Source organism: Holophagales bacterium (genome assembly GCA_016699405.1).
Taxonomy (GTDB): domain Bacteria; phylum Acidobacteriota; class Thermoanaerobaculia; order Multivoradales; family JAGPDF01; genus JAAYLR01.
In genome coordinates, this window is record CP064972.1 from 1,409,568 (window position 1) to 1,435,832 (window position 26,265).

Annotated in this window: 26 protein-coding genes; 2 read left to right on the forward strand and 24 right to left on the reverse strand. The window is 70.9% G+C overall.

Going from position 1 to position 26,265, the window contains the following annotated elements:
* Positions 1–24 precede the first annotated feature (24 nt).
* From IPJ17_06050 to IPJ17_06075, 6 genes are all read right to left on the reverse strand, one after another.
* A complete protein-coding gene (locus tag IPJ17_06050) occupies positions 25–663 on the reverse strand; it encodes an NAD(P)-binding domain-containing protein (protein QQR75143.1) in 639 nt (212 codons plus the stop codon).
* Positions 660–2,075, reverse strand: coding sequence for a hypothetical protein (locus IPJ17_06055; protein ID QQR75144.1), 1,416 nt, complete (start codon positions 2,073–2,075; stop codon positions 660–662). Before IPJ17_06055 ends, IPJ17_06050 begins: the two co-directional genes overlap by 4 nt.
* A complete protein-coding gene (locus tag IPJ17_06060) occupies positions 2,072–2,398 on the reverse strand; it encodes a hypothetical protein (protein QQR75145.1) in 327 nt (108 codons plus the stop codon). The genes IPJ17_06055 and IPJ17_06060 overlap by 4 nt, the downstream gene beginning before the upstream one ends.
* Positions 2,395–2,982 carry an RNA polymerase sigma factor gene (locus IPJ17_06065; protein QQR75146.1) on the reverse strand — a complete coding sequence of 196 codons (588 nt, stop codon included), beginning with the start codon at positions 2,980–2,982 and terminating at the stop codon, positions 2,395–2,397. Before IPJ17_06065 ends, IPJ17_06060 begins: the two co-directional genes overlap by 4 nt.
* Before the next feature lie 78 nt (positions 2,983–3,060).
* A complete protein-coding gene (locus tag IPJ17_06070; protein ID QQR75147.1) occupies positions 3,061–3,723 on the reverse strand; it encodes a metal-dependent transcriptional regulator in 663 nt (220 codons plus the stop codon).
* A gap of 27 nt (positions 3,724–3,750) precedes the next feature.
* Complete coding sequence (locus IPJ17_06075) at positions 3,751–4,626, reverse strand: transporter (GenBank protein ID QQR75148.1); 876 nt, start codon at positions 4,624–4,626, stop codon at positions 3,751–3,753.
* A gap of 20 nt (positions 4,627–4,646) precedes the next feature.
* Between IPJ17_06075 and IPJ17_06080 the strand changes: the two genes are divergently transcribed.
* Positions 4,647–6,062, forward strand: coding sequence for an Nramp family divalent metal transporter (locus IPJ17_06080; protein QQR75149.1), 1,416 nt, complete (start codon positions 4,647–4,649; stop codon positions 6,060–6,062).
* Positions 6,063–6,064: 2 nt separating this feature from the next.
* Complete coding sequence (locus IPJ17_06085; protein QQR75150.1) at positions 6,065–6,490, forward strand: universal stress protein; 426 nt, start codon at positions 6,065–6,067, stop codon at positions 6,488–6,490.
* A 25-nt stretch (positions 6,491–6,515) separates the two neighbouring features.
* Here the strand turns inward: IPJ17_06085 and IPJ17_06090 are convergent, their stop codons facing one another.
* The 18 genes from IPJ17_06090 to topA form a co-directional block, all read right to left on the reverse strand.
* Entirely contained in the window at positions 6,516–7,793 is a 1,278-nt protein-coding gene (locus tag IPJ17_06090) for a hypothetical protein (protein QQR75151.1), read from the reverse strand.
* A complete protein-coding gene (locus IPJ17_06095) occupies positions 7,790–8,101 on the reverse strand; it encodes a hypothetical protein (protein ID QQR75152.1) in 312 nt (103 codons plus the stop codon). Before IPJ17_06095 ends, IPJ17_06090 begins: the two co-directional genes overlap by 4 nt.
* Positions 8,098–8,673: an RNA polymerase sigma factor gene (locus IPJ17_06100; protein ID QQR75153.1), complete on the reverse strand. Its 576-nt coding sequence runs from the start codon at positions 8,671–8,673 to the stop codon at positions 8,098–8,100. Before IPJ17_06100 ends, IPJ17_06095 begins: the two co-directional genes overlap by 4 nt.
* A 59-nt stretch (positions 8,674–8,732) precedes the next feature.
* Positions 8,733–9,581, reverse strand: coding sequence for a diaminopimelate epimerase (gene dapF, locus IPJ17_06105; GenBank protein ID QQR75154.1), 849 nt, complete (start codon positions 9,579–9,581; stop codon positions 8,733–8,735).
* Positions 9,578–10,762: a hypothetical protein gene (locus tag IPJ17_06110; GenBank protein QQR75155.1), complete on the reverse strand. Its 1,185-nt coding sequence runs from the start codon at positions 10,760–10,762 to the stop codon at positions 9,578–9,580. The genes dapF and IPJ17_06110 overlap by 4 nt, the downstream gene beginning before the upstream one ends.
* Positions 10,752–12,149: an ATP-dependent protease ATPase subunit HslU gene (hslU, locus tag IPJ17_06115; protein ID QQR75156.1), complete on the reverse strand. Its 1,398-nt coding sequence runs from the start codon at positions 12,147–12,149 to the stop codon at positions 10,752–10,754. The genes IPJ17_06110 and hslU overlap by 11 nt, the downstream gene beginning before the upstream one ends.
* Positions 12,146–12,682, reverse strand: coding sequence for an ATP-dependent protease subunit HslV (hslV, locus tag IPJ17_06120; GenBank protein ID QQR75157.1), 537 nt, complete (start codon positions 12,680–12,682; stop codon positions 12,146–12,148). The genes hslU and hslV overlap by 4 nt, the downstream gene beginning before the upstream one ends.
* 62 nt (positions 12,683–12,744) lie before the next feature.
* Complete coding sequence (locus IPJ17_06125; protein ID QQR75158.1) at positions 12,745–13,296, reverse strand: Smr/MutS family protein; 552 nt, start codon at positions 13,294–13,296, stop codon at positions 12,745–12,747.
* 23 nt (positions 13,297–13,319) lie between these two features.
* A complete protein-coding gene (locus tag IPJ17_06130; GenBank protein QQR75159.1) occupies positions 13,320–13,586 on the reverse strand; it encodes a diguanylate cyclase in 267 nt (88 codons plus the stop codon).
* Positions 13,577–13,747 (reverse strand): hypothetical protein, encoded by a 171-nt coding sequence (locus IPJ17_06135; protein ID QQR75160.1) that lies wholly within the window; start codon positions 13,745–13,747, stop codon positions 13,577–13,579. The genes IPJ17_06130 and IPJ17_06135 overlap by 10 nt, the downstream gene beginning before the upstream one ends.
* A gap of 47 nt (positions 13,748–13,794) precedes the next feature.
* Positions 13,795–16,587 (reverse strand): hypothetical protein, encoded by a 2,793-nt coding sequence (locus IPJ17_06140; protein QQR75161.1) that lies wholly within the window; start codon positions 16,585–16,587, stop codon positions 13,795–13,797.
* A gap of 725 nt (positions 16,588–17,312) precedes the next feature.
* The gene (locus IPJ17_06145) at positions 17,313–17,861 is read right to left on the reverse strand and encodes a Smr/MutS family protein (protein ID QQR76101.1); all 549 of its coding nucleotides are present in this window, start codon (positions 17,859–17,861) and stop codon (positions 17,313–17,315) included.
* Positions 17,794–19,230 (reverse strand): diguanylate cyclase, encoded by a 1,437-nt coding sequence (locus IPJ17_06150; protein ID QQR75162.1) that lies wholly within the window; start codon positions 19,228–19,230, stop codon positions 17,794–17,796. The genes IPJ17_06145 and IPJ17_06150 overlap by 68 nt, the downstream gene beginning before the upstream one ends.
* 4 nt (positions 19,231–19,234) lie before the next feature.
* The gene (locus IPJ17_06155) at positions 19,235–20,119 is read right to left on the reverse strand and encodes a hypothetical protein (protein ID QQR75163.1); all 885 of its coding nucleotides are present in this window, start codon (positions 20,117–20,119) and stop codon (positions 19,235–19,237) included.
* Positions 20,116–21,033: a tyrosine recombinase XerC gene (gene xerC / locus IPJ17_06160; GenBank protein QQR75164.1), complete on the reverse strand. Its 918-nt coding sequence runs from the start codon at positions 21,031–21,033 to the stop codon at positions 20,116–20,118. The genes IPJ17_06155 and xerC overlap by 4 nt, the downstream gene beginning before the upstream one ends.
* Before the next feature lies 1 nt (position 21,034).
* Positions 21,035–22,363 (reverse strand): methylenetetrahydrofolate--tRNA-(uracil(54)-C(5))-methyltransferase (FADH(2)-oxidizing) TrmFO, encoded by a 1,329-nt coding sequence (gene trmFO / locus IPJ17_06165; GenBank protein QQR75165.1) that lies wholly within the window; start codon positions 22,361–22,363, stop codon positions 21,035–21,037.
* Positions 22,364–22,399: 36 nt separating this feature from the next.
* Positions 22,400–23,899 carry an HAD-IG family 5'-nucleotidase gene (locus IPJ17_06170; GenBank protein QQR75166.1) on the reverse strand — a complete coding sequence of 500 codons (1,500 nt, stop codon included), beginning with the start codon at positions 23,897–23,899 and terminating at the stop codon, positions 22,400–22,402.
* Positions 23,900–23,924: 25 nt separating this feature from the next.
* Positions 23,925–26,225 (reverse strand): type I DNA topoisomerase, encoded by a 2,301-nt coding sequence (gene topA / locus IPJ17_06175; protein QQR75167.1) that lies wholly within the window; start codon positions 26,223–26,225, stop codon positions 23,925–23,927.
* Positions 26,226–26,265: the final 40 nt, after the last annotated feature.

Sequence of the window (26,265 nt, forward strand, 5' to 3'; positions counted from 1 at the left end):
CTCCCCGCCCCGGCCGGTGCGGCCTCAGCGCAGCATCTTGAAGGCGTGTCCCCAGCTGCCCGAGCGGATGGCGTGGATCACCCAGGCCATGCACATCGGCTCGAGCAGACGCGAGGCCTCGATGCCGCCGAGGTCGATCGTCTCCCAGCCGAAGTCGGTGAGCATGCCGCCGACGGCGGTCTTGGCGTCCGCGTCGTCGCCGGCGATGAACATCGACGGCGGTCCGCCGGCGAGCTGCGGGCGGAACATCAGCGCGTTGCCGACCGTGTTGAACACCTTCACCACCTTGGCCGCGGGAATCAGTCGCTGCACCTGCTCGCCGCCGGAGTCGCTCCAGCCGACGCTGAGCGCCGGTCCGTTCGGGCCGAAGGCGAGCGGGTTGGTGGTGTCGAGAACGATCTTGCCGGCGAAGCGCTCGACCCCCGCCTGGCGGATCGCCGACTCGTTGGCCGTGCCGAGCGTCGCGAGGACGATCCAGTCGCCGAACGCCGTCGCCTCGGCGAAGGTCCCGGCGGAGGCCTTCGCCCCACCCGCCGCGGCGAACGCCGCGGCCTTCTCGTTGCCCGCCTCGCGGGCGCCCATCATCACCTCATGGCCGAGCGTCAGAAACCCCTTGCCGAGCGCATTGCCGACGACGCCGGTGCCGAGGATGCCGATCTTCATCGCTGTCTCTCCAGGTTCGGGTTGGTCTTCCCTTCAACCGGGAGAGGTGGGTCGGCATTCCCGACGCGCGGTGCGGGGACCTCCCAGCGGAAGAGAAGCGCTCGAGACTCTCGCATGGTGGCTGGGGTGTCGGGCTCTCCTGGCTGCCGTTCGCGGCAGAGCTCGGCGCCAAGGGGAGAAGAGACAGTCCACGATCCGTCAGGCTGTCGCTCGATCTGGGGAGGCTCGTCGCTCCAAGGCAAGGGCGCATAAGCACCGGCGAAAGGCTCAGGTGGCGGGGTGGTGGCATCGGTTCGTGGCGGTTCGATCGCGAGGGCGGCAGCGATCCGTCCCAGTCGCCGAGCCGAAGCGAGTCTCTGGGCCTCACGTAGTCCGTCGAAATCGAGTCGCTGCAGCGTCGGTTCCACGACCGGAAAGGGCGCCCAGGGGCAGATCAGTCCAACGAGCTGCGAACGTTCCAGCGACGGATCGGCCCAGTCTCGCGGCCAGCGGGGCACTGGAATTTCGAGGGCGCGCGCGACGAAAGCCGAGCTGGAGAGGCTCGCGGCTTCAAGGTGGGCCGAGGTGAAGGGGAAGAAGAGATCTGCCCACGGCGCGTCTTGCTCATGCGCCGCCGGGACGAGCGTGCGCTCGCGTGTCATCTTGCGGCCAAGGAGGGCCTCTCCCGCGAGCATCCGACGGAGATCGGACCCCCCCGCCTCGAGGGCGGCCAGCTCAGCCGAGACTCCAGCTGCGACCGCGGCGCCGTCGCGTTGCAGCAGGATGTTGGCGACGGTGAGCGCATGCTGCTCGGCGGGTCGCGCCAGCATCCAGGGGAAGGCACCGGGGTCGCGACGCAGGATCGTCGCTATCCATCGGAGCGCCCGGAGGTCCGCGAGCGCTCGAGTGCGGTCGCCCGAATGGAGAGCCAGTCGAGCGTCCGCTGCGAGGATCTGTGCGGGCAGCAGCAGCTCGTCTGGGTTCGCGTAGGCCCCGGAGGATCTCGTGAAGGTGTCGGCGGAACCTCCGATGCGCTCGGCGCCCGACTGCGGGAGCTCCGGGAGCGTCCGGAGCTCGTCGAGAAGCCGTTGCTGCCGAGCAACGACTTCCTGCAGACCGACGATCGCATTCTCGGACTCGCCACCCAACGGCACGTCTCGAACGATCTTCAGTTGCTTGCGAAGGTCCGGCGGCAAGCGGCGGCCGATCTCCAGGAGTCGCATCCCGAGGTTCTGATCGGAAGGCGGTGCGGGTGCGAACCAGTCGGCCAGCTCGAGCGAGCCGACGTCGCGCTGGAACTCCCGCTCGGCTCGGGCGAGGACGAAGGGGCCGAGGAGCTTGCCGGCGACGATGCGCAGGGCAAGTAGAAGGGTGAGGCCCATGAGCGCGAGGCCGGCAAGCCGAACCGTGCGGCGGACCGCATGGGCTCTCATGAGCCGGGCCTCCGTTCCCATCGATTCTCGGTGGGGACCGTGACCGTCGAGAAGGCCAGACGAGCTTCTGCGAGGGTCGGGCCGGAGCGACTGACTCCGGGCACGGCTCCCGGGGTCGCGACGACATCGAGCGCCGCGAGCAACAGCAGTGCGAGCGCCCATGCCAGCCGCAGTCGGCGGTTCGTCCAGAGGCGGTCGATCCAGTGCTCGCGCCGGGGTGCGTCGCTCCAGGTGGCGTGCGCTCGCGCGAGCGTCGCTTCTCGCAAGTCATCTTGCGGCGCGACCGTGCGGACCGCGCGCAGAGTACGGCGCAGATCGTTCATCGGGACCTCCCGTCGAGGAGCCGTCGCAGGCGTGCGAGGGCGAGGCGGCAACGACTCGCGATGGTGAAGAGCGGTACGCCGGTGGCCTCGGCCACCTCGCGCAGCGAGAGCTCCTCGAGATAGCGCAGGTAGATCGCCTCCCTCAGCTTGGGTGAGAGACGGCGGAGAGCGGCATCGAGGCGTTCGATCTCGACGGCACGAAGAGGATCGCCGGCGCGAGGCTCGAGCAGTCGTGCGGCCTCGTCGTCGGCGAGCGCCGCGGTGCGCTTCTCCTGGCCCTGCAGATCGGCCAGCGCAGACCGCAGGCTGGCAAAGAGGTAGGCACGCGGCCGGCGGACGGCGGCGAGGTCGGCGTGCGAGGCGGCCAGGCGCACGAAGGTCTCCTGCACCGCCTCCTCCGCGGTCGTGCGTGAGCCGCTGCGGACGAGCGCGAGGCCGAAGAGCGCACGTGCCATGCGGTCGTAGATCTCGCCAAGCGCCGCGCGTTCCCCGCCGGCAAGGCGAGCGAACAGCTCACCGAGGGCGTCGGCTTCGCCGACGGTCGGTACCGGCAACGCGCTCGACTCGGCCGCGGGATCGGTCATCGCGAAGGAAGACGGACCGACGCGGCGTTCTTGTCACTCGCGGTCGATCGAGGAGTGCGAAGGCCGAGCCTGCGGCCGCTACCTCGCCGCGACGAGGATCTTCTCGGCGGCGCGCAGGCCGAGGGCGACGTGGGTGCCGGAGGCGAGCTCGAGATCGAGCGTGTCGGCCACGTCGTCGCGGGCGAGGAGGGTGAGGGTGGCGCCGGGGGCGAGGCCGAGCCGTTCAATGCGGCGCAGGAAGTCGGGTCCCTGGTCGGCGATCCGCGCGACCCGGGCCGGCGCACCGAGCGCCCAGTCGGCGAGCGGCACGACCTCGTCGACCGGCACCTCGCCGGCGGCGCTGGGGATCGGGTCGCCGTGCGGGTCGGCGGCGGGGAAGCCGAGCATCGCGTCGATCCGCTCGATCAGCCGTTCGGAGACGGCGTGCTCGAGCCGCTCGGCCTCGTCGTGCACCTCGGTCCAGTCGAACCCCAGCACCTTGACCAGAAAGAGCTCGATCAGCCGGTGACGCCGCAGGACGTGGAGCGCGAGCTGGCGGCCGGAAGCGGTCAACCGGACGCCGCCGTAAGCCTCGTAGTCGACGAGCCCGCCGTCGGCGAGCGCCTTGACCATCGTCGTCGCCGTGCCCGGCGTCACCTGGAGCGCGGCGGCGACACGCCCGGTCGGCACGCGGGCGTCGCCGCGCTCCTGCTCCTCGAGCAGGATGCACTTGAGGTAGTCCTCGACGGTCGAGGTCGGCATCCGGCGGAGGCTACCGCATGCTGTGGCTCATAGCGGAATCCGCACGCTGATCCCGAGCCCGACGAAGCGGTCCGGCGCTGCCCGTGACCGTCCCCGGCCGGCCACCAGATCGAGCTGCAGCCTGGGGGAGAGGAGAAGGGTGAGGCCGGCGTCGAGCGAATGAGCGGCCGGTGTCGGATCGCTCGCCGGAAGGTCGCCGAAGAGCTCGACGAAGGCGCCCCAGCGCGGCGAGAGATCGAAACCTGCCGCGACCGTGTAGATCCACCGGGTGGCCGTGGTCTGGCCGCCCGATGGGCGAGCGGTGGAGGCCGTTTCCCATCCGAGGTTCAAGCCGAGGTCCACCCGATCGTTGACGGGAAGCGAGGCGCAGATCCGCAGCGACGGGTCGGCGCGCGGTGAGCCGAGCTCGTCGTCGCCCGCGGGGAGCGTGAGATGGCCGAGCAGTGCGAGGTCGAGCCGGTCGCCGTTGCCCCGCGCCAACCAACCGAGCTTGGCGCCCACCTCGGGATCGGTCACGCCGCGCGAGCGGTCGCGGCGCCTTCCGCCCGCGGCGTTCGAGGTGATCTCGCTCCAGATCGCCCCGGGCCAGGCAAGGCGCAGCTCGAAGCGTTCGGAAAGCCCCCATCGCAGCAATGTGCCCGGTGCCTCGAACCGGACACTCGAACGACCTGATGCCTGGTCTCGTTCGAGCTGCACGCCGACCTCGACCTGCAGCGAGCCGTCGGGGACGGTGACGGCCGACTCGGTCTGATCGGGCCGGTCGGTCACCAGCCCGGCAGGTGTCTCGGCTCCCTGCGCGAAGGCCCCCGCGCCGGCACAGCCGAGCAGGAGGTGGAGACATCCGACGCCGACAAGACCGCTGCGGAGCGTCCCGGTGGATCGAGGGGCTTGACTTCTTCTCATTCAAAGATTCTAATTTTGATATGTCAAAAAACCTAGCCCCGGTCGAGGTGTCCTCATCCCGGGTCGGGAACAGGGAAGGCGGGCTCTCCCTTCCCGAGGTCCACGGGAGCGTGTCGGTCTCCGGGGCGAAGGGCTGGCTGCGCCGCTTCCTCGCTTTCGCCGGGCCCGGCTACCTGGTCAGCGTCGGCTACATGGACCCGGGCAACTGGGCAACCGATCTGGCCGGCGGCGCGCAGTTCGGCTACGCGCTGATCTGGGTGATTCTGCTCTCGAACCTGATGGCGATCTTCCTGCAGACGCTCTGCGCGCGCCTCGGCGTCGTGACCGGCCGCGACCTCGCGCAGGCCTGTCGCGAGCAGTACTCGAAGCCGGTGGCCTACGTCCTCTGGGTGCTCTGCGAGATCGCCATCATCGCCTGCGATCTCGCCGAGGTGATCGGCTCGGCGGTGGCGCTCAACCTGCTGTTCGGCCTGCCGCTCGTCTGGGGCGTCCTGATCACCGGCTTCGACGTCATGCTGCTGCTTGCCGCCATGCATTTCGGCTTCCGCAAGATCGAGGCGATCGTGCTGACCCTGGTGTCGACAGTGGCGCTCTGCTTCGCCCTCCAGGTCTTCCTCTCGTCGCCCGATTGGGGCGGGGTGGCGATGGGCATGTTCGTGCCGACCCTCCCCGGTCGCGAGGCGTTCTACATCGCGCTCGGCATCCTCGGCGCCACGGTGATGCCGCACAACCTCTACCTGCATACCGCCCTGGTGCAGACGAGAGACGTGGCACCGACTTCGGCCGGGCGCCGGCTGGCGATCCGCTACAACACGACCGACACCGTGATCGCCCTCGGCGCCGCCTTCTTCGTCAACGCGGCGATCCTCATCGTCGCCGCGGCGGTCTTCCACCGCGCCGGGCTGCACCATGTCTCGGAGCTGCAGGAGGCACATCGCCTGCTGGCGCCGCTGCTCGGCGCGCCGATCGCTGCAACCGCCTTCGCCGTGGCGCTGCTCGCCTCGGGCCAGTCCTCGACCATCACCGGTACGCTCGCCGGGCAGATCGTCATGGAGGGTTTCCTGCGGATCCGCATCCGGCCCTGGCTGCGGCGGCTGATCACGCGCCTCCTGGCGATCGGGCCGGCCGTCCTGCTGATCTCGGCTTCCGGGGGCAAGGAGACGGTCGAGCTCCTGGTGTTCTCGCAGGTCGTGCTCTCGATGCAACTGTCGTTCGCCACCTTCCCGTTGATGAAGTTCACCTCCGACCGCGCGCTGATGGGCGAGTTCGTCAACCCGCGCTGGGTGAAGATCCTCGGCTACGGCATCTGCACGCTCATCGCCGTGCTCAACCTGGCACTCCTCTTCCAGACGCTCGGCTGGATCTGGATGGCCCTCGTCGCCGCGGTGGCCGCCGGCTTCGCGATCTGGGTACGATGGTTCTATCGGGGAGAGTGACCATGTACCAGACGATCCTGGTGGCGCTCGAGAACAGTCGCACCGACGAGGCGATCCTCCGCCACATCGAGGAGCTGGCGCCGCACTTCGACAGCCGGCTTCTCCTCGTGCACGTGGCCGATGGCTGGGTGGCGCGTCACCTCGACGACCTCAACCTCGCCGAGTCGGCCGAGATGCGCGAGGACCGCGCTTACCTCGAGAAGGTGCGCCTCCGCTTCGCCGAGCGGGGCATTCCCGCCGACACCGTGCTGCTCCGTGGCGAACCCGCCGACGCCATCGCGCGCCTCTGCGGCGAGCGGCCGGTCGACCTCATCGCGATGAGCACCCACGGCCACCGCTTTCTCGCCGACCTCATCCTCGGCTCGACCGCCAACAAGCTCCGCCACGTCGTCGACGTGCCGGTCCTGCTGCTGCGCGCGACGAGCTGACGGCGGCCGCGGCAGGCCGCCACGCTCAGCGGAGCGGCGCCAGGGTCCAGGTCCGGGGGAAACGACGACTCGTCGTGTTGGGAAAGAGAACGGCGTCCTGGGCCGCTGACGCCGGAAGGGAGAGGCGGGCGGAGCCGTCGGCCAGGATCTCGTAGCGGAGAGGCTCGTCGGTCAAGCGCGCGGGGGAGACGAAGTCGAGGTCCGCCGGCAGGGCCGCCGGGTAGCGGCGCTCGGCGAGGGCACGTTCGCGCAGGGTGAGCGCCGAGAGAGCCAGCCGGCGCGCGTCGAGGAGGGCGCGAAGCCAGCGTTCGCGCATCCACTCCCCGCGGCCCAGACGCCCGACGATCCAATCGTCGAGGTTCCAGGCGAAGACCAACTCCGTGTCGGACGGCGGCTCGGGCGGCATCGCCGGACGCTGCACGAGGTCGATCAGCGCAAGGATGGCCCGGTTGGTCATCGCAGCGGAGAAGCCACGGACGGCGAACGGATCGACCAGCGAGGTCGACGACAGACCTGTTCCGGGAAGCGAGACCCATTGACCGCTCCTGCTCCAGTCCTGCGCGAGCGCCTCGGCGCGCAGCGAGGACTCGTAGGAGCCGGGGTCCCCGAGGGTCGAGAGCCGCTCGCGAAGCCGCGCCAGCGCGACGTCGAAGGTTCCCTCGCCGAGTCCTCCCGCGAGCTCGCCGTAGGTGAATCGCTCGATGGCCAGGCCCGTCAGGCGGGTGATCGCGCCGAGATCCGAGCCGAGGCAGCCGGCCACGGCGAGGTTCCGCAGGATGCTGTCCGACCGGGCGAGAGGCTCCTTCGCCGGATCGGCGAGACGACCCTGCCAGAGGTCGAGTTGGGCGAGATCGAGAACGGCGATGAGGTTCATCCGGGGGTTCGAGAGCTCGGGAAGGACCGGCCTGAAGACACACTCCGGCTTTGCCGCCGCTTCCCGGTAGAGCTCGAGGGCCCGCTGGTTCATCTCGAGCACGGCGCGCAGGTCGCTCTCGCGCGCTGCCGACAGAGGCGCTGTGAAGTCGACGAGCGAGGGGAAGGGCAGAGTCGAAGTGGTCCTCGTCTCAGCGACGAGGGCGGCGGCCGCGAGCCACGGCACGGCGTTCTCGGCCGGTCCCGTCCACGGTGGCTCGACGAGCCGGGCGGCGATGGGGGCTCGGAGCCGCTCCTGCAGCTTCTCGCCCTGCCAGGCCACGCGGACCGCCCAGAGACGGGCGCCGAGCCAGAGCAGCAGCAGCGCGAGCAGCGTCAGTCGCAGGCCCCATCCGAGTCGGAAGGAGAGCGTCCGCGCAGTCGGATTCATCGCCGGACCTCCGCCGGCGTGGGCGGTTGCGTCACCACGGGGGCTTCCGTCGCCCACGGGTCGAAGCTCGGACGGTCGAGCGGAAGCACGAAGGAGGGCCGGACCCCGGCGAGCAGCTCGACGGCCAGGTGGGCGAGCAGCGTGAGCAGCAGCACGAGGCCGAAGAGGCGGTCGGGATCGAACCGTCCGCTCGCGGGTGCCCTCTGCTCCGCCGCGCGGGCCCGCGCCGCGGCCAGGACCCGCGCGCGGAGGCCGGGTGGCGGAGCGGAGGGTCGCAACCTGTCGAGCGGATCGGAGGCACCCGTCATCGCGAGACCCCCATCATCCGGCGCAGACGCGCCAGGCCGAGCCGGTAGCGGCTCGCCGCCGTGAACCGCGGCACGCCAAGCACCCGTCCCATCTCGCCGAACGTGAGCTCGCCGAAATGGCGGAGGAAGATCGCCTCGCGGAGCTTCCTCGGGAGCTCGGCGACGGCACGCGCGGCCCGATGGGCGTCGATCGCCGGACCCGGCTCAGTCGGCTCGGCCAGGAGGTGCCGCTCGTCGAGCTCGATGTCCCGCGATCGCCTGCGAACGCTGTCGAGGGCGGCCCGTCGGACCGCGACGAGCAGCCAGATCCGCGGTTCGCGGACTCGCGAAGGCAGGCGCACCCGGCGGGCTGCGAGGCGACAGAAGACCTCTTGCACCGCGTCCTCGGCGAGCTCCGGCGAGCCGCAGCTCCACAGCGCGAAGCCGTAAAGGTCGCGCGACAGCGCGTCGTAGAGGACGGCCAGCGCGTCAGGGTCGCCGTCGGCGGCACGGAGGAAGCAGGGGCGCAGCCTCTCCGCTTCCGAACGGGGCGTAGCGAACGACAGCGGGAGGAGCGCGGCGGAGACGTCCATCGCAGGAGAGACGCACCAGCCTCGCCATCTTGTCACCGACTCCCGTTGCGGGAGCCGTCCTACGCCGACCAGCTCGGCGGCGGCGGGACGGCGGCGGCTTCGGGGGTGAGCTCGAGGCGGGCGACGAGGCGGGCGTCGCCGGCGAGGGTCCAGCGGGTGGGGTGGCCGTCGCGCCGGCCATCGCCGACGGTGAGGGTGAAGCCGCCGGCGGTGAGGGCGGTGAGCGGGAGGTCGGCGAGGCCGAGATGGAGTCCGACCGCCGCGGCGGCGAGCGTGCCGCTGCCGCAGGCGAGGGTCTCGGCCTCGACGCCGCGCTCGTAGGTGCGGATCTCCATCCGGTCGCGCGCCGGGAAGCGGACGAAGTTGACGTTGGTGCCGGTAGCGAACCGGGGGTGAGCGCGCAGTGCCGGGCCGAGCGCGGCGAGCGGAGCGCGCTCGAGCGCACCGGGCCAGAGGAGCACGAGGTGCGGAACGCCGACGGCGAGGAACCACCCCTCGTGGATCACCCCGTCGATCTCCGGCGCGACCCGTTGCGGGAGCTCGGTCGGAGCGGGAAGGTCGAGGACGATGGCCGAGCGGTCCGTGGGGTGGCGACGGGCGAGCACCCGGCCGGCGCCGGTCTCGAGTCGCAACTCGTCGTCCCCCGCGCCAGCCCATCCCAGCTCGAAGGCGAGCCGGGCAGCGCAGCGAGTGCCGTTCAGGCAGAGCTCGGCGGGCCGTCCGTCGGCGTTCCAGTAGGCCATCCGCGCGCCGTCCGGCGCGCGGCGCAGGGTGAAGAGGCCGTCGGCACCGAGGGAGAGCCCGCGGCGGCACCAGGCGGCGATCTCGGACGCGGTCGGATCGACCTCCGGCTCGACGAGCGCGACGAAGTCGTTGCCGGCGCCCGAGAGCTTCCAGGCCGTCCTCAAGGCACGCGCACCTCGACGAGCGCCGGGGGTCCCTCGTTGCCTCGCAGGTCGACCGTCGTCACCCGGTACTTGAAGGTCAGCTTCGCAGCGAGGCCGCTGTCGGCGAGCTCGCGGCCGGTGATCGGCTCCGGGGTGATCAGGCGGAACTCGGCTCCGGGGTCCTGTCGGTAGACGCGGTAGCCGGCGACGTCGTTGGCCGGGCTCGCTTCCCAGATCAGGCGCACGGCGCCGTCGGACGGCAGTGCGGAGAGCTTCGCCGGCGGTTGCGGCGGGAAGCGGTCCTCGTAGACGAGCTCGCGCTCGCCGGCCGGCGCGCTCTCGACCACCGGCGTCTTCGAGGCCAGGGTGCACACCGTGTAGATGTAGCGCTGGCCGAAGCGCGCAGTGGTGTCGACGAAGCGGCTGTCGCTCGCCTCGGCCACCTTGATCGGCGCGCCGTAGCTCGGCCGCTCGGCCTCGCGGCGATAGACGTGGTAGCCGACGGCGCGCGGCGCCGCTCCCCAGGCGACCTCGACACCCTCGGGCTTCGGGGCGACGGTGAGCGGCGAGGGCGGCAGTGGCGGAGCGCTCGGCGCGAGGGCGGCGATGTTGGAAAGATCGGCCCAGCCGCCACGCTCGGCGCGCGTTCGCACGGCGTAGAAGTGCGCTTCGGGGGGGCTCGGCAACGGTTCGCTCAGCCGGAAGCGGATCGAGATCCGGTCGCCCGAGATCGCCCCCTTGAGCTCGGCTCCCTCGAGTGTGAGGAACGGCTTGGCCGCAACGGCGAATTCGCGCCCGTCGATGGCAAGCGTCGTCGTCGCGGCGGCGGTTGGTGCCGGGGTCGGCGCCGGGGTCGGTGCGGGTGTCGGAGCGGGCGTCGGCGTCGGAGCCGGCGCCTTCTTGCCGCCCACGACCGACGCGGTCGCCGGGGCGCCGCCCCGGATCACCTGGAGCACCTCGAGCGTCTCGAGACCCGGCAGGACCATTCCGGCGGCGGTGGTCTTCGGATAGCCCATCTCGAGCACCACCTCGAGCCCGCGCTGTCGCACGGCGAGATCGGCGATGCGCGCCGGCACCGCGCGGGGCGGCGGCAGCGGATCGCTCTTCTTGCCACAGCCGGCGAGCGGAGCGAGAGCGCAGAGCAGTGCGGCGACGGCGGCAGGAGCGGCGAGCGAGCGGCTACGGGCGAGATCAGAGGACATAGCGCGAGAGATCCTGGTTCTGGACGATGTCGGCGAGCGCGCGGCGCACGTAGCCCTCGTCGATCGAGAGCTCGACGCCCTGCATGTCGGGAGCCTCGAACGAGACCTCCTCGAGCAGGCGCTCCAGCAGGGTGGCGAGGCGGCGAGCCCCGATGTTCTCGGTGGTCGAGTTGACCTCGACGGCGAGGCGGGCGAGCGCCGCGATGGCGTCGTCGCCGAAGCGCAGGGTGACCCCCTCGGTGGCGAGCAGCGAGGCGTACTGCTTGGTGAGCGCGTTTTCCGGCTCGACGAGGATGCGCACGAAGTCGGCTTCGGTGAGCGGCTCGAGCTCGACGCGGATCGGGAAGCGGCCCTGCAGCTCCGGGATGAGGTCGGAGGGCCGGGCCACGTGGAAAGCGCCGGCGGCGATGAAGAGGATGTGGTCGGTGCGCACCGGGCCGTGCTTGGTGGTGACCGTCGTCCCTTCGACGATCGGCAAGAGGTCGCGCTGCACCCCCTCGCGCGAGACGTCCGGGCCGCCGCCGCCCCGTTCGCGTCCGGCCACCTTGTCGATCTCGTCGAGGAAGACGATGCCGCCCTGCTCGACGCGCAGCCGCGCCTCCCGCGCCACCTGCTGGCGGTCGATGAGCTGCTCGGCCTCCTCGCCCTCGAGGATCTCGCGGGCCTCGGCGATCGTCACCCGCCGGCGGCTCTTGCGGCCGAACATCCCGGGGAGCATCTCCTTGAGGTTGATGCCCACCTCTTCGACCCCCTGGCCGGTGAACATCTCGAGGCTGGGGCCCGAGCGGTCCTCGACCTCGATCTCGACGAAACGAGCGTCGAGCGACCCCGAGCGCAGCCGCTCGCGCAGCTTCTCGCGCGTCGTCGCCGGGTCTTCGGCCTCGGGCGCCGCGGGCAGCGACGGCGCGCCGGCGGTGGGTGGGGCGTAGCTCGGCGCCGGGGGAGGCAGCAGGAGCTGGAGGAGCCGCTCCTCGGCGCGCGTTCGCGCCTTGCCCGCCACCTCGGCGCGCTGCTCTTCGCGCACCAGGCCGACGGCGATCTCGGTCAGGTCGCGCACGATCGACTCGCAATCGCGGCCGACGTAGCCCACCTCGGTGAACTTGCTCGCTTCGACCTTGAGGAACGGTGCGCGGGCGAGGCGGGCGAGGCGGCGGGCGATCTCCGTCTTGCCGACGCCGGTCGGGCCGATCATCAGGATGTTCTTCGGCAGGATCTCCTCGGCGACCTCGGGCGGCAGCTGCTGGCGACGCCAACGGTTGCGCAGGGCGATCGCCACCGCCCGCTTGGCGGCGCGCTGGCCGACCACGTACTTGTCGAGCTCCGCGACGATCGCGCGCGGCGGCTGGTCGTCGAGCGCGAGGCCGCGCCCGGCCTCGGTCGGGGTCATAGTTCCTCGAAGGTGAAGCGGTCGTTGGTGTAGATGCAGAGCTCGGCGGCGATGCCCAGTGCGGCGGCGGCGACCTCGCGCGCCGGCATCGCCGTGTGACGGACCAGGGCGCGGGCGGCGGAGAGCGCCATCGCCGAGCCCGAGCCGACCGAGAGCAGGCCGTCGTCGTCGGGTTGCAGTAGGTCGCCGGTGCCCGAGACGAGGAACGACCGCTCCTTGTCGGCGACGATCATCATCGCCTCGAGCTGGCGCAGCACCCGGTCGGTGCGCCAGTCCTTGGCCAACTCGACGACCGCCCGCTCGAGGTTGCTGCCGTGCTCCTCGAGCTTCGCCTCGAGCCGGGCGAAGAGCGCCAGCCCGTCGGCCGCGCCGCCGGCGAACCCCACCAGCACCTTGCCGCGCCCGGCGCGCTTGACCTTGCTCGCCCCGGCCTTGAGGACGGTGTTGCCGAGCGTCACCTGCCCGTCCCCGGCAAGACAGACCGCTCCTCCGCGCCGCACCAGCAAGACGGTCGTCGATCGGGTTCGCTGCATGGCGGGGATCATAGCAACCGGGGCGAGGGCGTCGCGGCGAGAGTCGGAAGCGCCGGCTTCCGTCAGGATCGAGCCTTCGCCAGCCGCACGTACAGCGCTCCGTGTCCGCCGTGCTCGGGGCGGGCGGTGGCGAAGGAGTGAACGAGGCGGGCGAGAGGTGGGGCGGCGAGCCAGCCCGGGACGGCCAAGTGAAGAACGGCGGGGGTCGGGCGGTCGCGGCCGTGGCCGGTGACGACGAGGACGGTGCGGGTGCCGCGGCGGCGGGCGGTGGTGAGGAAGCTGTCGAGTCGCTCTTCGGCGCGCTCGAGCGAGAGGCCGTGCAAGTCGAGCGTCGCCTCGATCGGCGCGCTCTCGCCGCCGAGCGCCGCGAGCTCGCGCGGTGGCAGGTCGCCGCGCCAGCCGGAGATGCGCGAGCCGGTGCGCTCCACGTGGAGGAGCGGGCGGGCCGGCGCACCGGGAGCGGCGGGTGGGCGCGCCGGGCGGCGGACGCGCACGCGGTCCGGGCCGTCGGCCGGCAGGGGCTGCACGTCGTCGAGCGCGGCGGCGAGGATCTCGTCGAGCTCGTCGGTCGTCAGCGCCGCGGGCGGGCACCGGCGTGCTCGCGGGTCGCGCATCGCTCGGCCGGCACGGCGTTGCGTCAGCTCGCCTCGGGGGCGGCGGACTCGTCGAGCTCGACGCGATTACGCCCGCCGTCCTTGGCGCGATAGAGGGCGGTGTCGGCGCGGCGCAGGCAGGACTCGAGCGGCTCGCCGACGCGCGCTTCGGCGACGCCGATCGAGACGGAGAGCGGGATGCGGTGACCGAGCAGGTCGAGCGGCTCGGCGAGCGCGGCCCGCAGCTTCTCGGCGGCGACGGCTGCGCCGGCGAGCGGCGTCTCCGGGAGGAGATGTCGCCTCAACCGCAACGCGAGAACCCCACCAGCACCTTGTCCCGCCCGGCGCGCTTGACCTTGCTCGCCCCGGCCTTGAGCACCGTGTTGCCGAGCGTCACCTGCCCGTCGCCGGCAAGACGGACCACGCCGTCCCGCCGCACCAGCAACACCGTCGTCGATCGCATCCGCGACATGGCGGGGATCATAGCAACCGGGTCGAGAGGGTCGGTGAGAAGAGGCATCAGTGTGAGAGTGCTGCGCTCCAGGTCGATAGCGAACCTGACTCAAAGCCGTCCGAGAGTAGGAACACGAGACAGCGCCAGCGGGCAATGTGGGTTGCGGGAATTCCGCCGGCAGAGGAGAAGAGACCTCCCGCGAAGATGTCGCGGCTTCCCGAATCTTCGAAGATCGAGAGTGAGCGCACCTCATCATCGAGGGCGGTCCCTCCTGGTCCGGAGAGATCCGACCATTGTGCTCCATCCCAGCGCGCGAGGTAGTCGGCCTTGACTCCGTCGAATCCGAAGAATCGACCTCCGACATAGAGCGCCCTTTCCGTTCCGTCCTCGAGGGCAGCGAGAGCGTAGACGCGGTCGTTCGGGTCGGAAGTGGGGGGAGTACCTACGGCGGCCCAGGACGCGCCGTCCCAACGGGCGAGATGAGTCGCGCTCGTACCGCCCGCTTTCGTGAACTCGCCTCCCGCGTAAAGAGCACGCCCCGAGCCATCGTCGAACGTCGCGAGAGCGTGGATGGGGAGATTCACCCCGGGTTCCGTCGGACCGAAGAGGGCGGACCAGGATCCGTCCTTCCAGCGAGCAACATGATTTGCTTCCACATCTCCCGCCATCATGAACCAGCCTCCGACGTAGAGGCCGCGCGTGGAGTCGGGGCCCTGGTCGATCCCGGCGAGGGCGTAGACGATTCCGCCGACACCGTTTCGTAGCTGTCCCGGCAGCGGAGACCAGGCCGTCCCGCTCCATTTGGCGATGGAGTTTGCTGGCGTTCCACCCGCGAGGACGAAGTAGCCGCCAACGTAGAGCGCCTCGCCGGTACCGTCATCGTAGGTCGCCAGCGCTTCTACGTAGCCGTCGACCCCGTCTCCCTGCGATCCCGCAAGCCGAGACCAGCCGACGCCGTCCCACTTGGCGATGTGCTGGGCCGCTAGTCCCCCAGCTCGAGTGAAGCGCCCTCCGGCGAAGAGCGCCTTGCCGGTCCCGTCGTCGAACACCGCGAGACTCGTCACGATGAAGCTCACGCCGTTTCCTCCAGGACTGGAGAGTGGCAGCCATTCGCTTCCATTCCACTTCGCAATGTAGTTTGCGCTCGCACTTCCTGCGGTGGTGAAAGTGCCGCCTGCGAACAGTGCGTTCCCGGAGCCATCGTTGTGGACTGCAAGAGCGAGAACGCGACCGTTCAGTCCGTGGCCGGGGACTTCCGGTAGGGCGGACCAGGTGGACCCGTCCCATTTGGCAATTCCGTTTGCACTCGAACCGCCGGCAGTCGTGAAACTCCCTCCCGCAAGCAGGGCTGAGGAAAGTCCGTCGTCGAGTGCGGCAAGAACATGAACCTCGTCGTTGGTCCCGGTTCCCGATGGGCCCGCGAGGGCTCTCCACGAGCGGCCGTCCCATTGGGCGATATGACGGACTTCGGTACTTCCGGCGTACCAGAAGAAACCCCCAGCGATGAGCGAGGTCTGCTCACCTCGGGTGAAAGTCACGAGCGAGTTGATCCACATCTCGGAAACGCCCATCGGCGCTTGCCACGCGACTCCGTTCCATTTGGCGAACGAGTGCGCCGGAATCCCTCCGGCGGTGTAGAACTCGCCGGCAGCAAACAGGGCCGCACCTGTGCCGTCATCGAAGACCGCGAGCGCGTGGATCGAGCCGGAAACGCCTGCACCTGAAGGCCCGGAGAGGGGCATCCAGGCAGACCCGTTCCACTTCGCGATCGAGTTCGCCGCGCGTCCGCCTGCCAACGGGAAGCTCCCGGCAACGAAGAGGGCAGGGCCGCTGCCGTCGTCGAATGACGAGAGGGCATCTACGGTTCCGCCGACGCCGTTGCCGGTCCCATCGGTGAGAGCAGACCACCCGTTGAGTGTCCATCTCGCGATGCTGTTCGCGGTGACTCCTCCAGCTGAGGAGAACGCTCCTCCGGCGTAGAGAGCGCTTCCGCGCCCGTCGTCGAAGCTCGTCAGCGCACGAACGACCCCTTGCACACCGCTTCCGGAAAGGCCCGGAAGCGGCGAGAACGCCAAGCCATTCCAGCGCGCGATTCCGGAGGCTGGAACCCCGCCGGCCGCGGTGAAGGACCCGCCGACGTACAGCGCAGCACCGTTTCCGTCGTCGAACACGTGGAGGCTTCGTACCTCTCCGTCGACACCGTTGCCATTGGGTCCGTTCAGCGCTGTCCAACGGGCTCCGTCCCATTTGGCAATGTGATTCGCGTTCGTCGCAGAAGCAGAAGTAAATTTGCCGCCGACGAAGAGGGCGGGGCCGGTACCGTCATCGAATTTCGCAAGTGCATGGACCGTTCCGCTGATCCCTGGTGCGAAGAATCCGGTCGACCAGCCACAGCTCGGCAGCGGAATCGATCGAATCGCGCTTGAGGAGAGGCTCCTCGCCAGGGGAAACGCTGCGATGAGCACGCGCTTCCTACGTACAGCGTCGATCTCGAGGGTATCGACTCCTAAGGCGACACGGCGGGTTGCGAGCAGAGGTTCATCGTCGTCGGGCGCACCATCACCATCCAGATCCTCCCAGATGACGATTTCGACTGGATCCGCACCGGACCAATGGACCGCGACGGTAGTCCGTTGTTCTTGAGTAACCCGGCCAATGCAGACGGCGGAGAGAGAGGGCGCTGCCCCTGCAGCATCCTGGCCCCACGCCGGGACGGCGAATCCGACGCACGCGAATGCGATCAAGGCCGCGTCGATCCGACGCCAGTGACTCGAAGCGCTCATGGCTCGCAAACGGCAGACCATGTCGAGATGCTCACCGACTCGAGGTCGCGCGAGAAGGTCGGTCTCGGAGTCCACGCCCAGCGGGCTACTGGGCTCGACGGCAGACCTCTAGCAAGCGCGAAATTCGCACCGACGAAGAGACCAGGCCCCGACCTGCCGTCGAATCCACGAGGCGACAGAACTCGATCATCGGTTCCGTCCCCTGCCGGGCACGAAGGTCTGATCGGCCCTTTCCCATCCCAACTCGCGAGTTGAGAATCCTGACCACGTCGTGTGCTCACGGAGCGTCCTCTGGTGTTCAGGCTCGGGCCAATGCCATTGTCAAAGGAAGCGAGCGATTCGACTTTCCCGATGAAAGTGCTCGTGGCCCGGTCTGGTATCGGAGGCCACGTGCGGCCGCTCCATCCGGGGGGCCGGCCCGGTCCTCGAGCCTCTGGCGGCGGTAAACCACCCAGCCGCAGAGATAGCCGGCCCGTGCCCAGCGTCGAAGACGACGATCGCTCGTACGGAAGCAGCGGAGAAACGCTGCAACCCAGGTGCCCTGACGAACGCGGGTTGTCGTGCGACCAGGAGGCAAAGAGAATCCCACTCTCTGTCGAAGCGCTGTCGTCGCCTTGCGGACTCTCTCGCCGGAGGGCGATCACCGCAGCGCTTGGCGTCAGTATAGATCCACCCGTCCTCTCCTGGTCGGGACTCAGCGGGTCCGGTGTCCATCGGCCCGCGATAGAGCCAAACAGGTCGCACCTGGGCCGCCATGGGCCGGGCGCGCGGTCGCGAATGCGAGGACGCTGGCGGAATTTTCAGGGCCAGCCAGCCATGAGGGTACCTCTCCGCCGCAGGAGCCCGGCGTCGGGGCGATGGCGGCCGTGGCCGATGACGACGAGGAGGGTGCGGAGGCAACGGCGGCGGGCAAAGGCGAGGAAGTTCACGAGGCGCTCGCGGGCCGCCTCGCGGGAGAGACTATGGAGGTCGAGCGTGGCCTCGATCGGACGGCGGCCGTGCCGAGGGTGGCGAGCTCGCGGGGGGGGAGCTCGCCCTGCCAGCCGGCGACGCGCGAGCCGGTGCGCTCCACGTGGAGGAGCGGGCGGGCCGGCGCACCGGGAGCGGCGGGTGGGCGCGCCGGGCGGCGGACGCGCACGCGGTCCGGGCCGTCGGCCGGCAGGGGCTGCACGTCGTCGAGCGCGGCGGCGAGGATCTCGTCGGGCTCGTCGGTCGTCAGCGCCGCGGGCGGGCGCCGGCGTGCTCGCGGGTCGCGCATCGCTCGGCCGGCACGGCGTTGCGTCAGCTTGCCTCGGGGGCGGCGGACTCGTCGAGCTCGACGCGATTGCGCCCGCCGTCCTTGGCGCGATAGAGGGCGGCGTCGGCGCGGCGCAGGCAGGACTCGAGCGGCTCGCCGACGCGCGCTTCGGCGACGCCGATCGAGACGGAGAGCGGGATACGGTGACCGAGCAGGTCGAGCGGCTCGGCGAGCGCGGCCCGCAGCTTCTCGGCGGCGACGGCTGCGCCGGCGAGCGGCGTCTCCGGGAGGAAGACGAGGAACTCCTCGCCCCCCCAGCGCGCCACCGCGTCCTGGCCCCGGACCGCCTCGGTGAGCCGGTGGGCGACCTCGGTCAGCGCGCGGTCGCCCACCTCGTGACCGTAGCGGTCGTTGACCGACTTGAAGCGGTCGAGGTCGGCGAGGGCGAGCGAGAACGGCGCCGTCGTGCGGCGGATCCGCTCGCGCTCCTGCTCGACCAGGCGCAGGGCGGCGCGACGGTTGAGCAGCTCGGTGAGCGGGTCGGTCGTCGCGGCGCGCTCGAGCGCCTCCTGCGCCTTGCGCCGCTCGGCGATCTCGGCGTGCAGCTCGCGGTTGGCCTCGGCGAGCTCGGCGGTGCGCTCGGTGACCCGCAGCTCGAGGGTGGCCCGCGACGCCTCGAGCTCGGCGAGGGCGCGGCGCTCCTCGGCGCGTGCGGCGGCGAGGCCGCCGGTCATCTCGTTGAAGGCGCGGCCGAGCTCCTCGACCTCGTCGCCGGTGGCCACCGCCACCGCGCCGTCGAGCCGACCGGCCTGGACCTCGCGGGCGCGCTGCGAGAGCGCCCGGATCGGCCGCGTGATGCGCGAGGCGAGATAGCGGCTGAGCACCCAGGCGAGGGTCAGGGAGAGCGCCAGCGAGGTCAGTCCGGCAAGGCGCAGGCGCTCGGTTTTCCGTGCGACTTCGTCGGCTCGCATGTCGATGCCGACGAGGTAGCGTCCGTCGCCGCTGTGCAGCGGGGCGTAGCCGGAGAGGAACCAGCCCCACTCGTCGCGCACGATCGCCTCGTCGGCGGAAACCCGCGAGAAGCCGGCGAGCATCGCCGGCGGCGGGTCGCTGTAGACGCGGCCGGGGAGTGCCTGGGCGGGCCCGTTGTCGGAGTCGACGACGAACGAGACGGTGTCGCCGCTGCGCCGCAGGATGTAGATGAACGCGATGTCGCGGTTCGAGCTCTGGAAGGCCCGCAGCCGTTCGAGGTAGTCGCGGTACATCGGCGTGGCGGCGTCCTCGGGAGCGTCGATCGACTCGAGGTCGGCGGGTGCGAGCACCGGGGTGAGGAGGGCGGCGCTCTGCTCGAGCCGGCTGCGCAGGCTCTCGTGCAGGCGCTGCATCGCCTCGCGGTAGAAGAGCGTGCCGATGCTCCCCGACACCAGCACGACGGCGAGGAAGTGGCTGAAGAAGAGCTTGCGGTGGATGGTCAGGACCATGCCGTCACCTCGCGGCGGTCGCCAGTCGGCGCAGGAGCGCGGCGGCGAACCGCTCGGCGCTGCCCGGGCTGGTGGCGAAGAAGAGCGTCGGCTCGACGAGCTCGAGCTCGAGCAGGCACGGCTCGCCGGCCTCGTCGCGCAGCAGGTCGACGCGCGCGTAGAGCGGCGGCTCGGGGCAGGCGAGCGCGAGGATCCGTTCGGCGGCGTCGCGCTCGTCGGGGTCGGGCGCGAGGGGAACCCCTTCGGGCAAGCCGGCCCAGCGCCCGCCCTGGGTCAGGGCGTTCTTGCGGATCGCATGCGAGAAGGCGCCGTCGAGGAAGACGAGCGAGCGCTCGCCGCGCGATTCCACCGCCGCGAGAAACGGCTGGACGAGCATCGCGCGCTCGGCGAGCAGCCGGTCGAGCTGTCGCTGGCCGTCGACGAGCGAGGCGTCGTCGACCGCGTGGGTCTCCCAGGAGTCGGCCGAGACGGCCGGCTTGACGATCGCCCGTCGCCAGCCGCGCGCGCCGAGCAGGGCGGCGAGGTCGAGCCGCTCGCCGGCTTCGGCGAGCACCGTCGGCACCACCGGTGCGCCGCGACGGGCAAGCTCGACGAGGTAGCGCTTGTCGAGGTTCCAGCGCACCAGCGGCCAGGGGTTGAAGAGTCGGCTCCTCGCCGCCACCTGCTCGCCCCAGGCGAGGAACGCCGGAAGCTTGCGGAAGTAGTCCCACGGCGAGCGCAGGAGGACGGCGTCGAAGCGGCTCCAGTCGACCCGCGGGTCGTCCCAGACGGCGATCTCGGCGGTCGCGCCGGCGGCGGCGAAGACGGCGGGCAGCGCGCGATCGTCCGGGTCGAGGTCGGGAAGGCCGGCGTGCGTGACGAGGGCGAGTCGGACGGCGGTGGAGGTCATCGGCCTTCTCCCCTGGCGCGCGGATGGGCGTCGCGGTAGACGGCGAGCAGTCGCTCGAGGTCGACGTGGGTGTAACGCTGGGTGGTGGAGAGCGACTCGTGGCCGAGCAACTCCTGGATGGCACGCAGATCGGCGCCGGCCTCGAGCAGATGGGTGGCGAAGGTGTGCCGCAGCACGTGCGGGTGCACGCCGCGCGCGAGCGCCGTCGCCTCGACGTGGCGGTCGAGCAGACGGCGCACCGACCGGTCGCTGAGGCGCGTGCCGCCGGCGTTGAGGAAGACCGGCTCCTCCTCGCTGCCGGGCGCGGCGACGGCGCCCCAGCTTTCGCGCCAGGCCTCGAGCGCGGCCTGCGCCGGCCGGCCGAACGGCACCATGCGCTCCTTGCGACCCTTGCCGATCACCCGCAGCACGCGAGCGCGCAGGTCGAGGTCGCCCCAGTCGAGGCTGACGAGCTCGGAGACGCGCAGCCCGGTGGCGTAGAGCAGCTCGAGCATCGCCCGGTCGCGCCGCGAGAGCGGCTCGTCTCCCTCGGGTGCGGCGAGGAGCGCCTCGATCTCTCCCGGCCGGAGGTGCTCGGGCAGCGTCCGCCCCGCCTTCGGAGTGCGCACGCCGGCGGCCGGGTTGCCGGCAAGCACGCCCTCGCGCGTCGCCCAGCGGAAGAGGCCGCGCACCGCGGCGAGCGCCCGCCCCTGGCTGCGCTTGGCGGTGCCGCGACGCGAGAGCCAGGCGAGGAAGGAGCGCACGGCCGCGGCGTCGAGCGTCGCCGGGTCGATCGCCCGCGGCTCGCAGCCGAGGTACTCGCCGAGAAAGACGACGAACCGCTCGAGGTCTCCGGCGTAGGCGCGCAGCGTGTGCGGCGAGCAGTTGCGCTCGCGATCGAGGTGCTCGAGGTAGCGAACGACGAGCGCGCGCACGTCAGAGCTCCGGCGGCGTCGGCGGCAGGCCGTGCCGTGCGGCCCACCCGGCGAGGTCGCGGCGGGCGCGCGCGGCGTAGGCGGCGCGGCGCTCGAGCTTTTTCGGCTCGGGGTCGAGCGGGGGGAAGCTGCCGTAGTTGACGTTGGCCGGCTGGAAGCGGTCGGGGTCGGATTCGGTCAGGTGGCGGGCGAGCGAGCCGAGCGCCGTCGTCGCCGGCAGCGGTTCGACCACGCGAGCGGAGCGCTCGAGCGCCAGGTACAGGCCGGCGAGCAGCCCGGTGGCCGCCGACTCGAGGTAGCCCTCGACGCCGGTGATCTGGCCGGCGAGCCGCAGGCGCGGCTCGGGGCGCAGACGATAGAGCGCGTCGAGGTGGCGCGGCGAGTTGACGAAGGTGTTGCGATGAATCTGCCCGAGCCGCACGAACTCGGCCTGCTCGAGCCCGGGGAGCATCCGGAAGACGCGCGTCTGGTCGGCCCACTTCATCCGCGACTGGAATCCGACCAGGTTGTACTGGGTCCTGGCCAGGTTCTCCTGGCGCAGCTGGACGACCGCCCAGGGGCGGCGCCCGTCCGGGCCGCGCAGGCCGACCGGCTTCATCGGGCCGTAGCGCAGCGTGTCCTCGCCGCGCCGGGCGAGCTCCTCGATCGGCAGGCAGCCCTCGAAGAAAAGTGCCTGCTCGAACTCGTGGAGGGGCAGCGTCTCGGCGGCGAGAATGGCCTCGCGAAAGGCGCGATACCGCTCGCGGTCGAGCGGCGAGTTGAGGTAGTCCTCGCCGTCGCCCTTGCCGTAGCGCGAGCCCCAGAAGAGACGCGAGAAGTCGAGCGACTCGCCCTCGAGGATCGGCGCGATGGCGTCGTAGAAGTAGAGATGGGCGCTGCCGAGCAGCGCGGCGAGCCGGGCGGCCATCGCGTCGGAGGTGAGCGGGCCGGTGGCGACGACGACGTCTCCCTCCGGCAGCTCGTCGACCTCCTCGCGCCGCACCTCGATCCACGGGTGCTCGGCGAGCGCCGCGGTGACCGCCTGCGAGAAGCGCTCGCGGTCGACGGCCAGCGCCGAGCCGGCCGGAACCGCGGCGTCGCGGGCCGCGGCGATGACCAGCGAGCCGAGTGCCGCCATCTCCCGCTTGAGCAGCCCCGCGGCGTGCTCGGGGTCGTCGCTGCGCAACGAGTTCGAGCAGACCAGCTCGGCGAAGTCGCCGGTCTTGTGAGCCGGCGTCGAGCGGTGCGGGCGCATCTCGTGCAGCACGACGCTGACGCCGCGGCGGGCGAGCTGCCAGGCGCACTCGCAACCGGCGAAGCCGGCGCCGACGACGTGCACGGGGTGCGACACGAGGGCGATTCTAGCGGCTGGTCCGGTTTCGCCCGGTCAGCTCGGCAGGTCGTGGGTGACCGGGTCCTCGACGACGCGGAAGTAGTGGTCGGTGCCGTAGTGGGCGAAGTTGCTGACCCGCGAGGTGTAGATGCAGGCGAACTCGGCGACCTGGGCGGCAAAGAGCGAGCGGTTGCTCCCCTGCTTGAAGAGCGAGCCCCAGATGGGGTGGAAGCGGCGCGAGATGCGCTCCTGCAGCTCGCCCGAGCGCTGCCGCAGCGTGCGGTGCTGGCTCTTCAACGCCTCGAGCCGCTCGGCGGCGTCGTGCGCCCCGTGGTTGTCCTCGCCGAGGCGGTGGGCGATGGTGACCACGTCGCGCAGGTCGTCCATCCGGCGTCCGAGGTCGGAGAGCTCCTCGCGCAGCGCCGAGAGGTGGCGCGTGTCGTCGGCGACGCGGCTGCCGGTCTCGAGCTCCTCCTCGAGCTCGCGCACGACGAGCGCCGTGCGCCAGGTGTTGCGCCGCTTCGAGGTGAGGATGTCGCTGTAGATGTGGTCGCCGACGTAGAGGACCTGCTCGCCGGGGGCGTCGAAGAGGCTCATCAGCCCCTCGCGGGAGCCGCCGCGGTAGACCCCGCCCCAGGCCGGGACGGCGACCTCGGCTCCCTCGCGACCGTCGGCGGCGATCGGCACGAACGGCCGCTCGGCGCGAAAGAACCCGGGTTTCCCCGCCGACGCGACGACCAGGTCGAACAGCTCGCGCCAGCTCCCGAGGCCCGGCAGCGAGCCGTCGAAGAGGTGGGAGCAGAGCGCCTCGGTGTAGGCCCAGTCAGAGTTGGTGACCAGGAAGAGTCGCCGCCCGCTCAGGGCGAGACGGGCGAGCGCCAGGGGCAGCTCGTCGTCGCGCTGAATGAAGCGCGCGAGGTCGGCGGTGATCCGGGACTTCAGCCAGCCGTTGGCGTGAATCGAGTCGACGGCATGGCGCACGTCGTCGAAGATCGTCTGCGGCCCGCGACCGAGCACCAGCGCCGGATCGCGCCGGCCGAGCTCGACGAGCTCGGTGAAGAGGTTGACCTCGGGCAGCTCGAAGAGCGTGTCGACGCGGTAGTAGCGGTCGCTCGACAGGTCGATCGGCTCGAGCCGGTAGTACTGGAAGCGGTCGTCGGAGGCCAGGCGCGTGCGGCCGAGGTAGGCCCGCCCGACGTAGCGGTGCCGGTTCATCTTGAGCACCGTGCCGACCTGCCGATCGACGATCAGGCCGCGACGCGGGAAACCGGGCCGGAACTCGGCCTGGCGAACGGCCGCCGGGTAACCGACCTGCTCGACGAGGAAGGTGCGGGCGAGCTCGAACGTCAACGGGTCGAGCTCGGCGCGGTCGTAGTCGGCGAGCGTCCAGTCGAGGTCGAAGCCGATGAAGCGGATCTTGTCGAGCCGCAGGTTGCGGTTGACGAAAACGCGGCGCGCCAGCGGCGGTTTGCCGCCGTCGAGCGCGCGCGGGAAGAGCTCGTGCCGCAGCGCCGGGAGCAGACGGTCGACGAGCTTCGCGCGGGGGTCGTTCACGGCAGAGACTCCGGGAGCGCCCGGCTCAACTTGCCTCGGCGATCTCTTCCTCGTAGCCGCAGCCCTCGCGTGTGCAGATCAGGCGCGAGCCCTTGCGCTTCGAGGTCTTCTCGACGAGGTAGGGGGCGCCGCAGCGCGGGCAGGGCTGCGGCACCGGCCGATCCCAGAGGGCGAAGTCGCAGGCCGGGTAGCGCGAGCAGCTGAAGAAGATCTTGCCGCGCCGGGACTTCTTCTCGAGCATGGTGCCCTCGTTGCACTGGGGACAGCCCACGCCGGTCTCCTTCGGCGGCTCGGCCTTGGGGCCGGTCTTGCGGATGTTCTTGCACTCCGGGTAGCCGGTGCAGCCGAGAAAGACCCCGAAGCGACTGCGCCGCATCGCCATCGGCTTGCCGCACTTCTCGCAGGGGGCGATCTCCTCGGCGGGCGCCTCGGACTCGGCCTTCGGCTCGAGGTCGCGGGTGTAGTCGCACGGCGGCTCGGCGCGGTAGTTGCTGCAGCCGACGAAGGCGCCGTAGCGGCCGAAGCGCACGACCAGCGGCGCACCGCACTTCGGGCACGATTCGTCGGTCGGCAACCCGTCGCGCTTGACGTTGGGCATCTTCTCGCCCGCCGTGGCGAGGTCGCGGTCGAACTTCTCGTCGAACTCGCGCACCGCCTGCTTCCACGGCATGCCGCCCTCCTCGATCTTGTCGAGCTCCTCCTCGAGCTGGGCGGTGTAGCGCTCGTTGAGCACGTCGGCGAAGCCGCCTTGCAGCAGCTTGTTGACCAGGCGACCGAGCGGGCTCGGGCGGAAGCGCGCCTCGACCTTGGCGACGTACTCCCGGTCGGTCAGCGTGGAGAGGATCGAGGCGTAGGTCGACGGCCGGCCGATGCCGTTCTCCTCGAGCGCCTTGACCAGCGTCGCTTCGCTGTACTGGGCGGGCGGCTGGGTGAACTTCTGCTCCTTCTCGACGCGGACGAGACGCAGCTCCTGGCCTTCGACGAGCGCCGGCAGCATCGCGTCTTCTTTGGCGTCCTCTTTGGCCTCGCCCTTCCCGCCCTCCTCGCCGTCGCCGTTGCCCTCTTCGACTTCGCGATAGACAGCGAGGAAACCGGCGCTCTTCAGCACCTTGCCGGTGGCGCGCAGGGTGTAGGGGCCGCACCCGACGTCGACGCGCGTCACGTCGAAGATCGCCGGCAGCATCTGGCTGGCGACGAAGCGGTCCCAGATCAGCCGGTAGAGCTTGAGCTCGTCGGCCGAGAGGTAGCCGGCGACGCTCTCCGGCGGCAGGTCGAAATAGGTGGGGCGGATCGCCTCGTGGGCGTCCTGCGCCCCCTTCTTCGAGGAGTAGAAGTTGGGCTTCTCCGGCAGCTTGTCGGCGCCGTAGGTCGCGGCGATCGCTTCGCGCACGGCGACGATCGCCTCGTCGGCGATGCGCGTGGAGTCGGTTCGCATGTAGGTGATCAGGCCGAGCTGTCCGCGATCGCCGATCTCGCGCCCTTCGTAGAGCCCCTGGGCGAGCGCCATCGTGCGCTTCACCGAGAAGCCGTAGCGCCGCGCCGCCTCCTGCTGCAGGCGGCTGGTGATGAACGGCGGCGAGGGCCGCTGCTTGGACTCCTTGCGCTCGATCGCGGTGACCTTGAACGGCCCCTTCTCGAACGCTGCGGCGACCTTGCCGGCGGTGGCGGCGTCGCCGACCTCCGCCTTCTTCCCCTTGATCTGGTGGAGCCGGGCAAGGAAGGTCGGCGGCGTGCCGGCGGCGAGCTCGGCCCCCAGCACCCAGTACTCGACCGGAACGAAGGCCTCGATCTCGTCCTGGCGCTCGCAGACCATCTTGAGCGCCACCGACTGCACCCGTCCGGCGGAGAGCCCGCGCTTGACCTTGTCCCAGAGCAGTGGCGAGAGCTTGAAGCCCATCAGCCGATCGAGAACGCGCCGCGCCTGCTGGGCGTCGACCTTGCGCTGGTCGATCACGCCGGGTTCGGCGAGGGCCTGGAGGACGGCGCGCTTGGTGATCTCGTTGAAGGTGACGCGATGCACCTCCTTGCCGGCGCTGTCGAGCACCTCGGCGATGTGCCAGGCGATCGCCTCCCCTTCGCGATCCGGGTCGGGGGCGAGGTAGACCGTCTGGGCCTTCTTGGCCGCCTCGCGCAGGCGCTTGACCACGTCCTTCTTGTCGGCGAGCACGGCGTACTTCGGCTCGAAGTCGACCCCGAGACCCATGTCCTTCTTGGGCAGGTCGCGGATGTGGCCGACCGACGCTTCGACGGCCCAGTCTCGACCGAGGAATTTGCGCAGCGTCCGGGTCTTCGCGGGGCTCTCGACGATGATGAGGTTCTTCGCCACTTGGGGCTCGCTCTCGCGGAATCGTTCAGGAATCGCCTGG

Bases quoted from the DNA above. Each gene is read 5' to 3' on its own strand.
- hslU (QQR75156.1), bottom strand. From the start codon at position 12,149: ATGACCCCGACCGAGGCCGGGCGCGGCCTCGCGCTCGACGACCAGCCG.
- IPJ17_06155 (QQR75163.1), bottom strand. From the start codon at position 20,119: ATGACCTCCACCGCCGTCCGACTCGCCCTCGTCACGCACGCCGGCCTT.
- IPJ17_06100 (QQR75153.1), bottom strand. From the start codon at position 8,673: ATGGACGTCTCCGCCGCGCTCCTCCCGCTGTCGTTCGCTACGCCCCGT.
- IPJ17_06065 (QQR75146.1), bottom strand. From the start codon at position 2,982: ATGACCGATCCCGCGGCCGAGTCGAGCGCGTTGCCGGTACCGACCGTC.
- hslV (QQR75157.1), bottom strand. From the start codon at position 12,682: ATGCAGCGAACCCGATCGACGACCGTCTTGCTGGTGCGGCGCGGAGGA.
- IPJ17_06070 (QQR75147.1), bottom strand. From the start codon at position 3,723: ATGCCGACCTCGACCGTCGAGGACTACCTCAAGTGCATCCTGCTCGAG.
- IPJ17_06125 (QQR75158.1), bottom strand. From the start codon at position 13,296: ATGCGCGACCCGCGAGCACGCCGGTGCCCGCCCGCGGCGCTGACGACC.
- IPJ17_06060 (QQR75145.1), bottom strand. From the start codon at position 2,398: ATGAACGATCTGCGCCGTACTCTGCGCGCGGTCCGCACGGTCGCGCCG.
- IPJ17_06110 (QQR75155.1), bottom strand. From the start codon at position 10,762: ATGTCCTCTGATCTCGCCCGTAGCCGCTCGCTCGCCGCTCCTGCCGCC.
- IPJ17_06075 (QQR75148.1), bottom strand. From the start codon at position 4,626: ATGAGAAGAAGTCAAGCCCCTCGATCCACCGGGACGCTCCGCAGCGGT.
- IPJ17_06055 (QQR75144.1), bottom strand. From the start codon at position 2,075: ATGAGAGCCCATGCGGTCCGCCGCACGGTTCGGCTTGCCGGCCTCGCG.
- IPJ17_06095 (QQR75152.1), bottom strand. From the start codon at position 8,101: ATGACGGGTGCCTCCGATCCGCTCGACAGGTTGCGACCCTCCGCTCCG.
- IPJ17_06150 (QQR75162.1), bottom strand. From the start codon at position 19,230: ATGGTCCTGACCATCCACCGCAAGCTCTTCTTCAGCCACTTCCTCGCC.
- IPJ17_06080 (QQR75149.1), top strand. From the start codon at position 4,647: ATGTCAAAAAACCTAGCCCCGGTCGAGGTGTCCTCATCCCGGGTCGGG.
- IPJ17_06085 (QQR75150.1), top strand. From the start codon at position 6,065: ATGTACCAGACGATCCTGGTGGCGCTCGAGAACAGTCGCACCGACGAG.
- IPJ17_06050 (QQR75143.1), bottom strand. From the start codon at position 663: ATGAAGATCGGCATCCTCGGCACCGGCGTCGTCGGCAATGCGCTCGGC.
- IPJ17_06090 (QQR75151.1), bottom strand. From the start codon at position 7,793: ATGAATCCGACTGCGCGGACGCTCTCCTTCCGACTCGGATGGGGCCTG.
- IPJ17_06135 (QQR75160.1), bottom strand. From the start codon at position 13,747: ATGTCGCGGATGCGATCGACGACGGTGTTGCTGGTGCGGCGGGACGGC.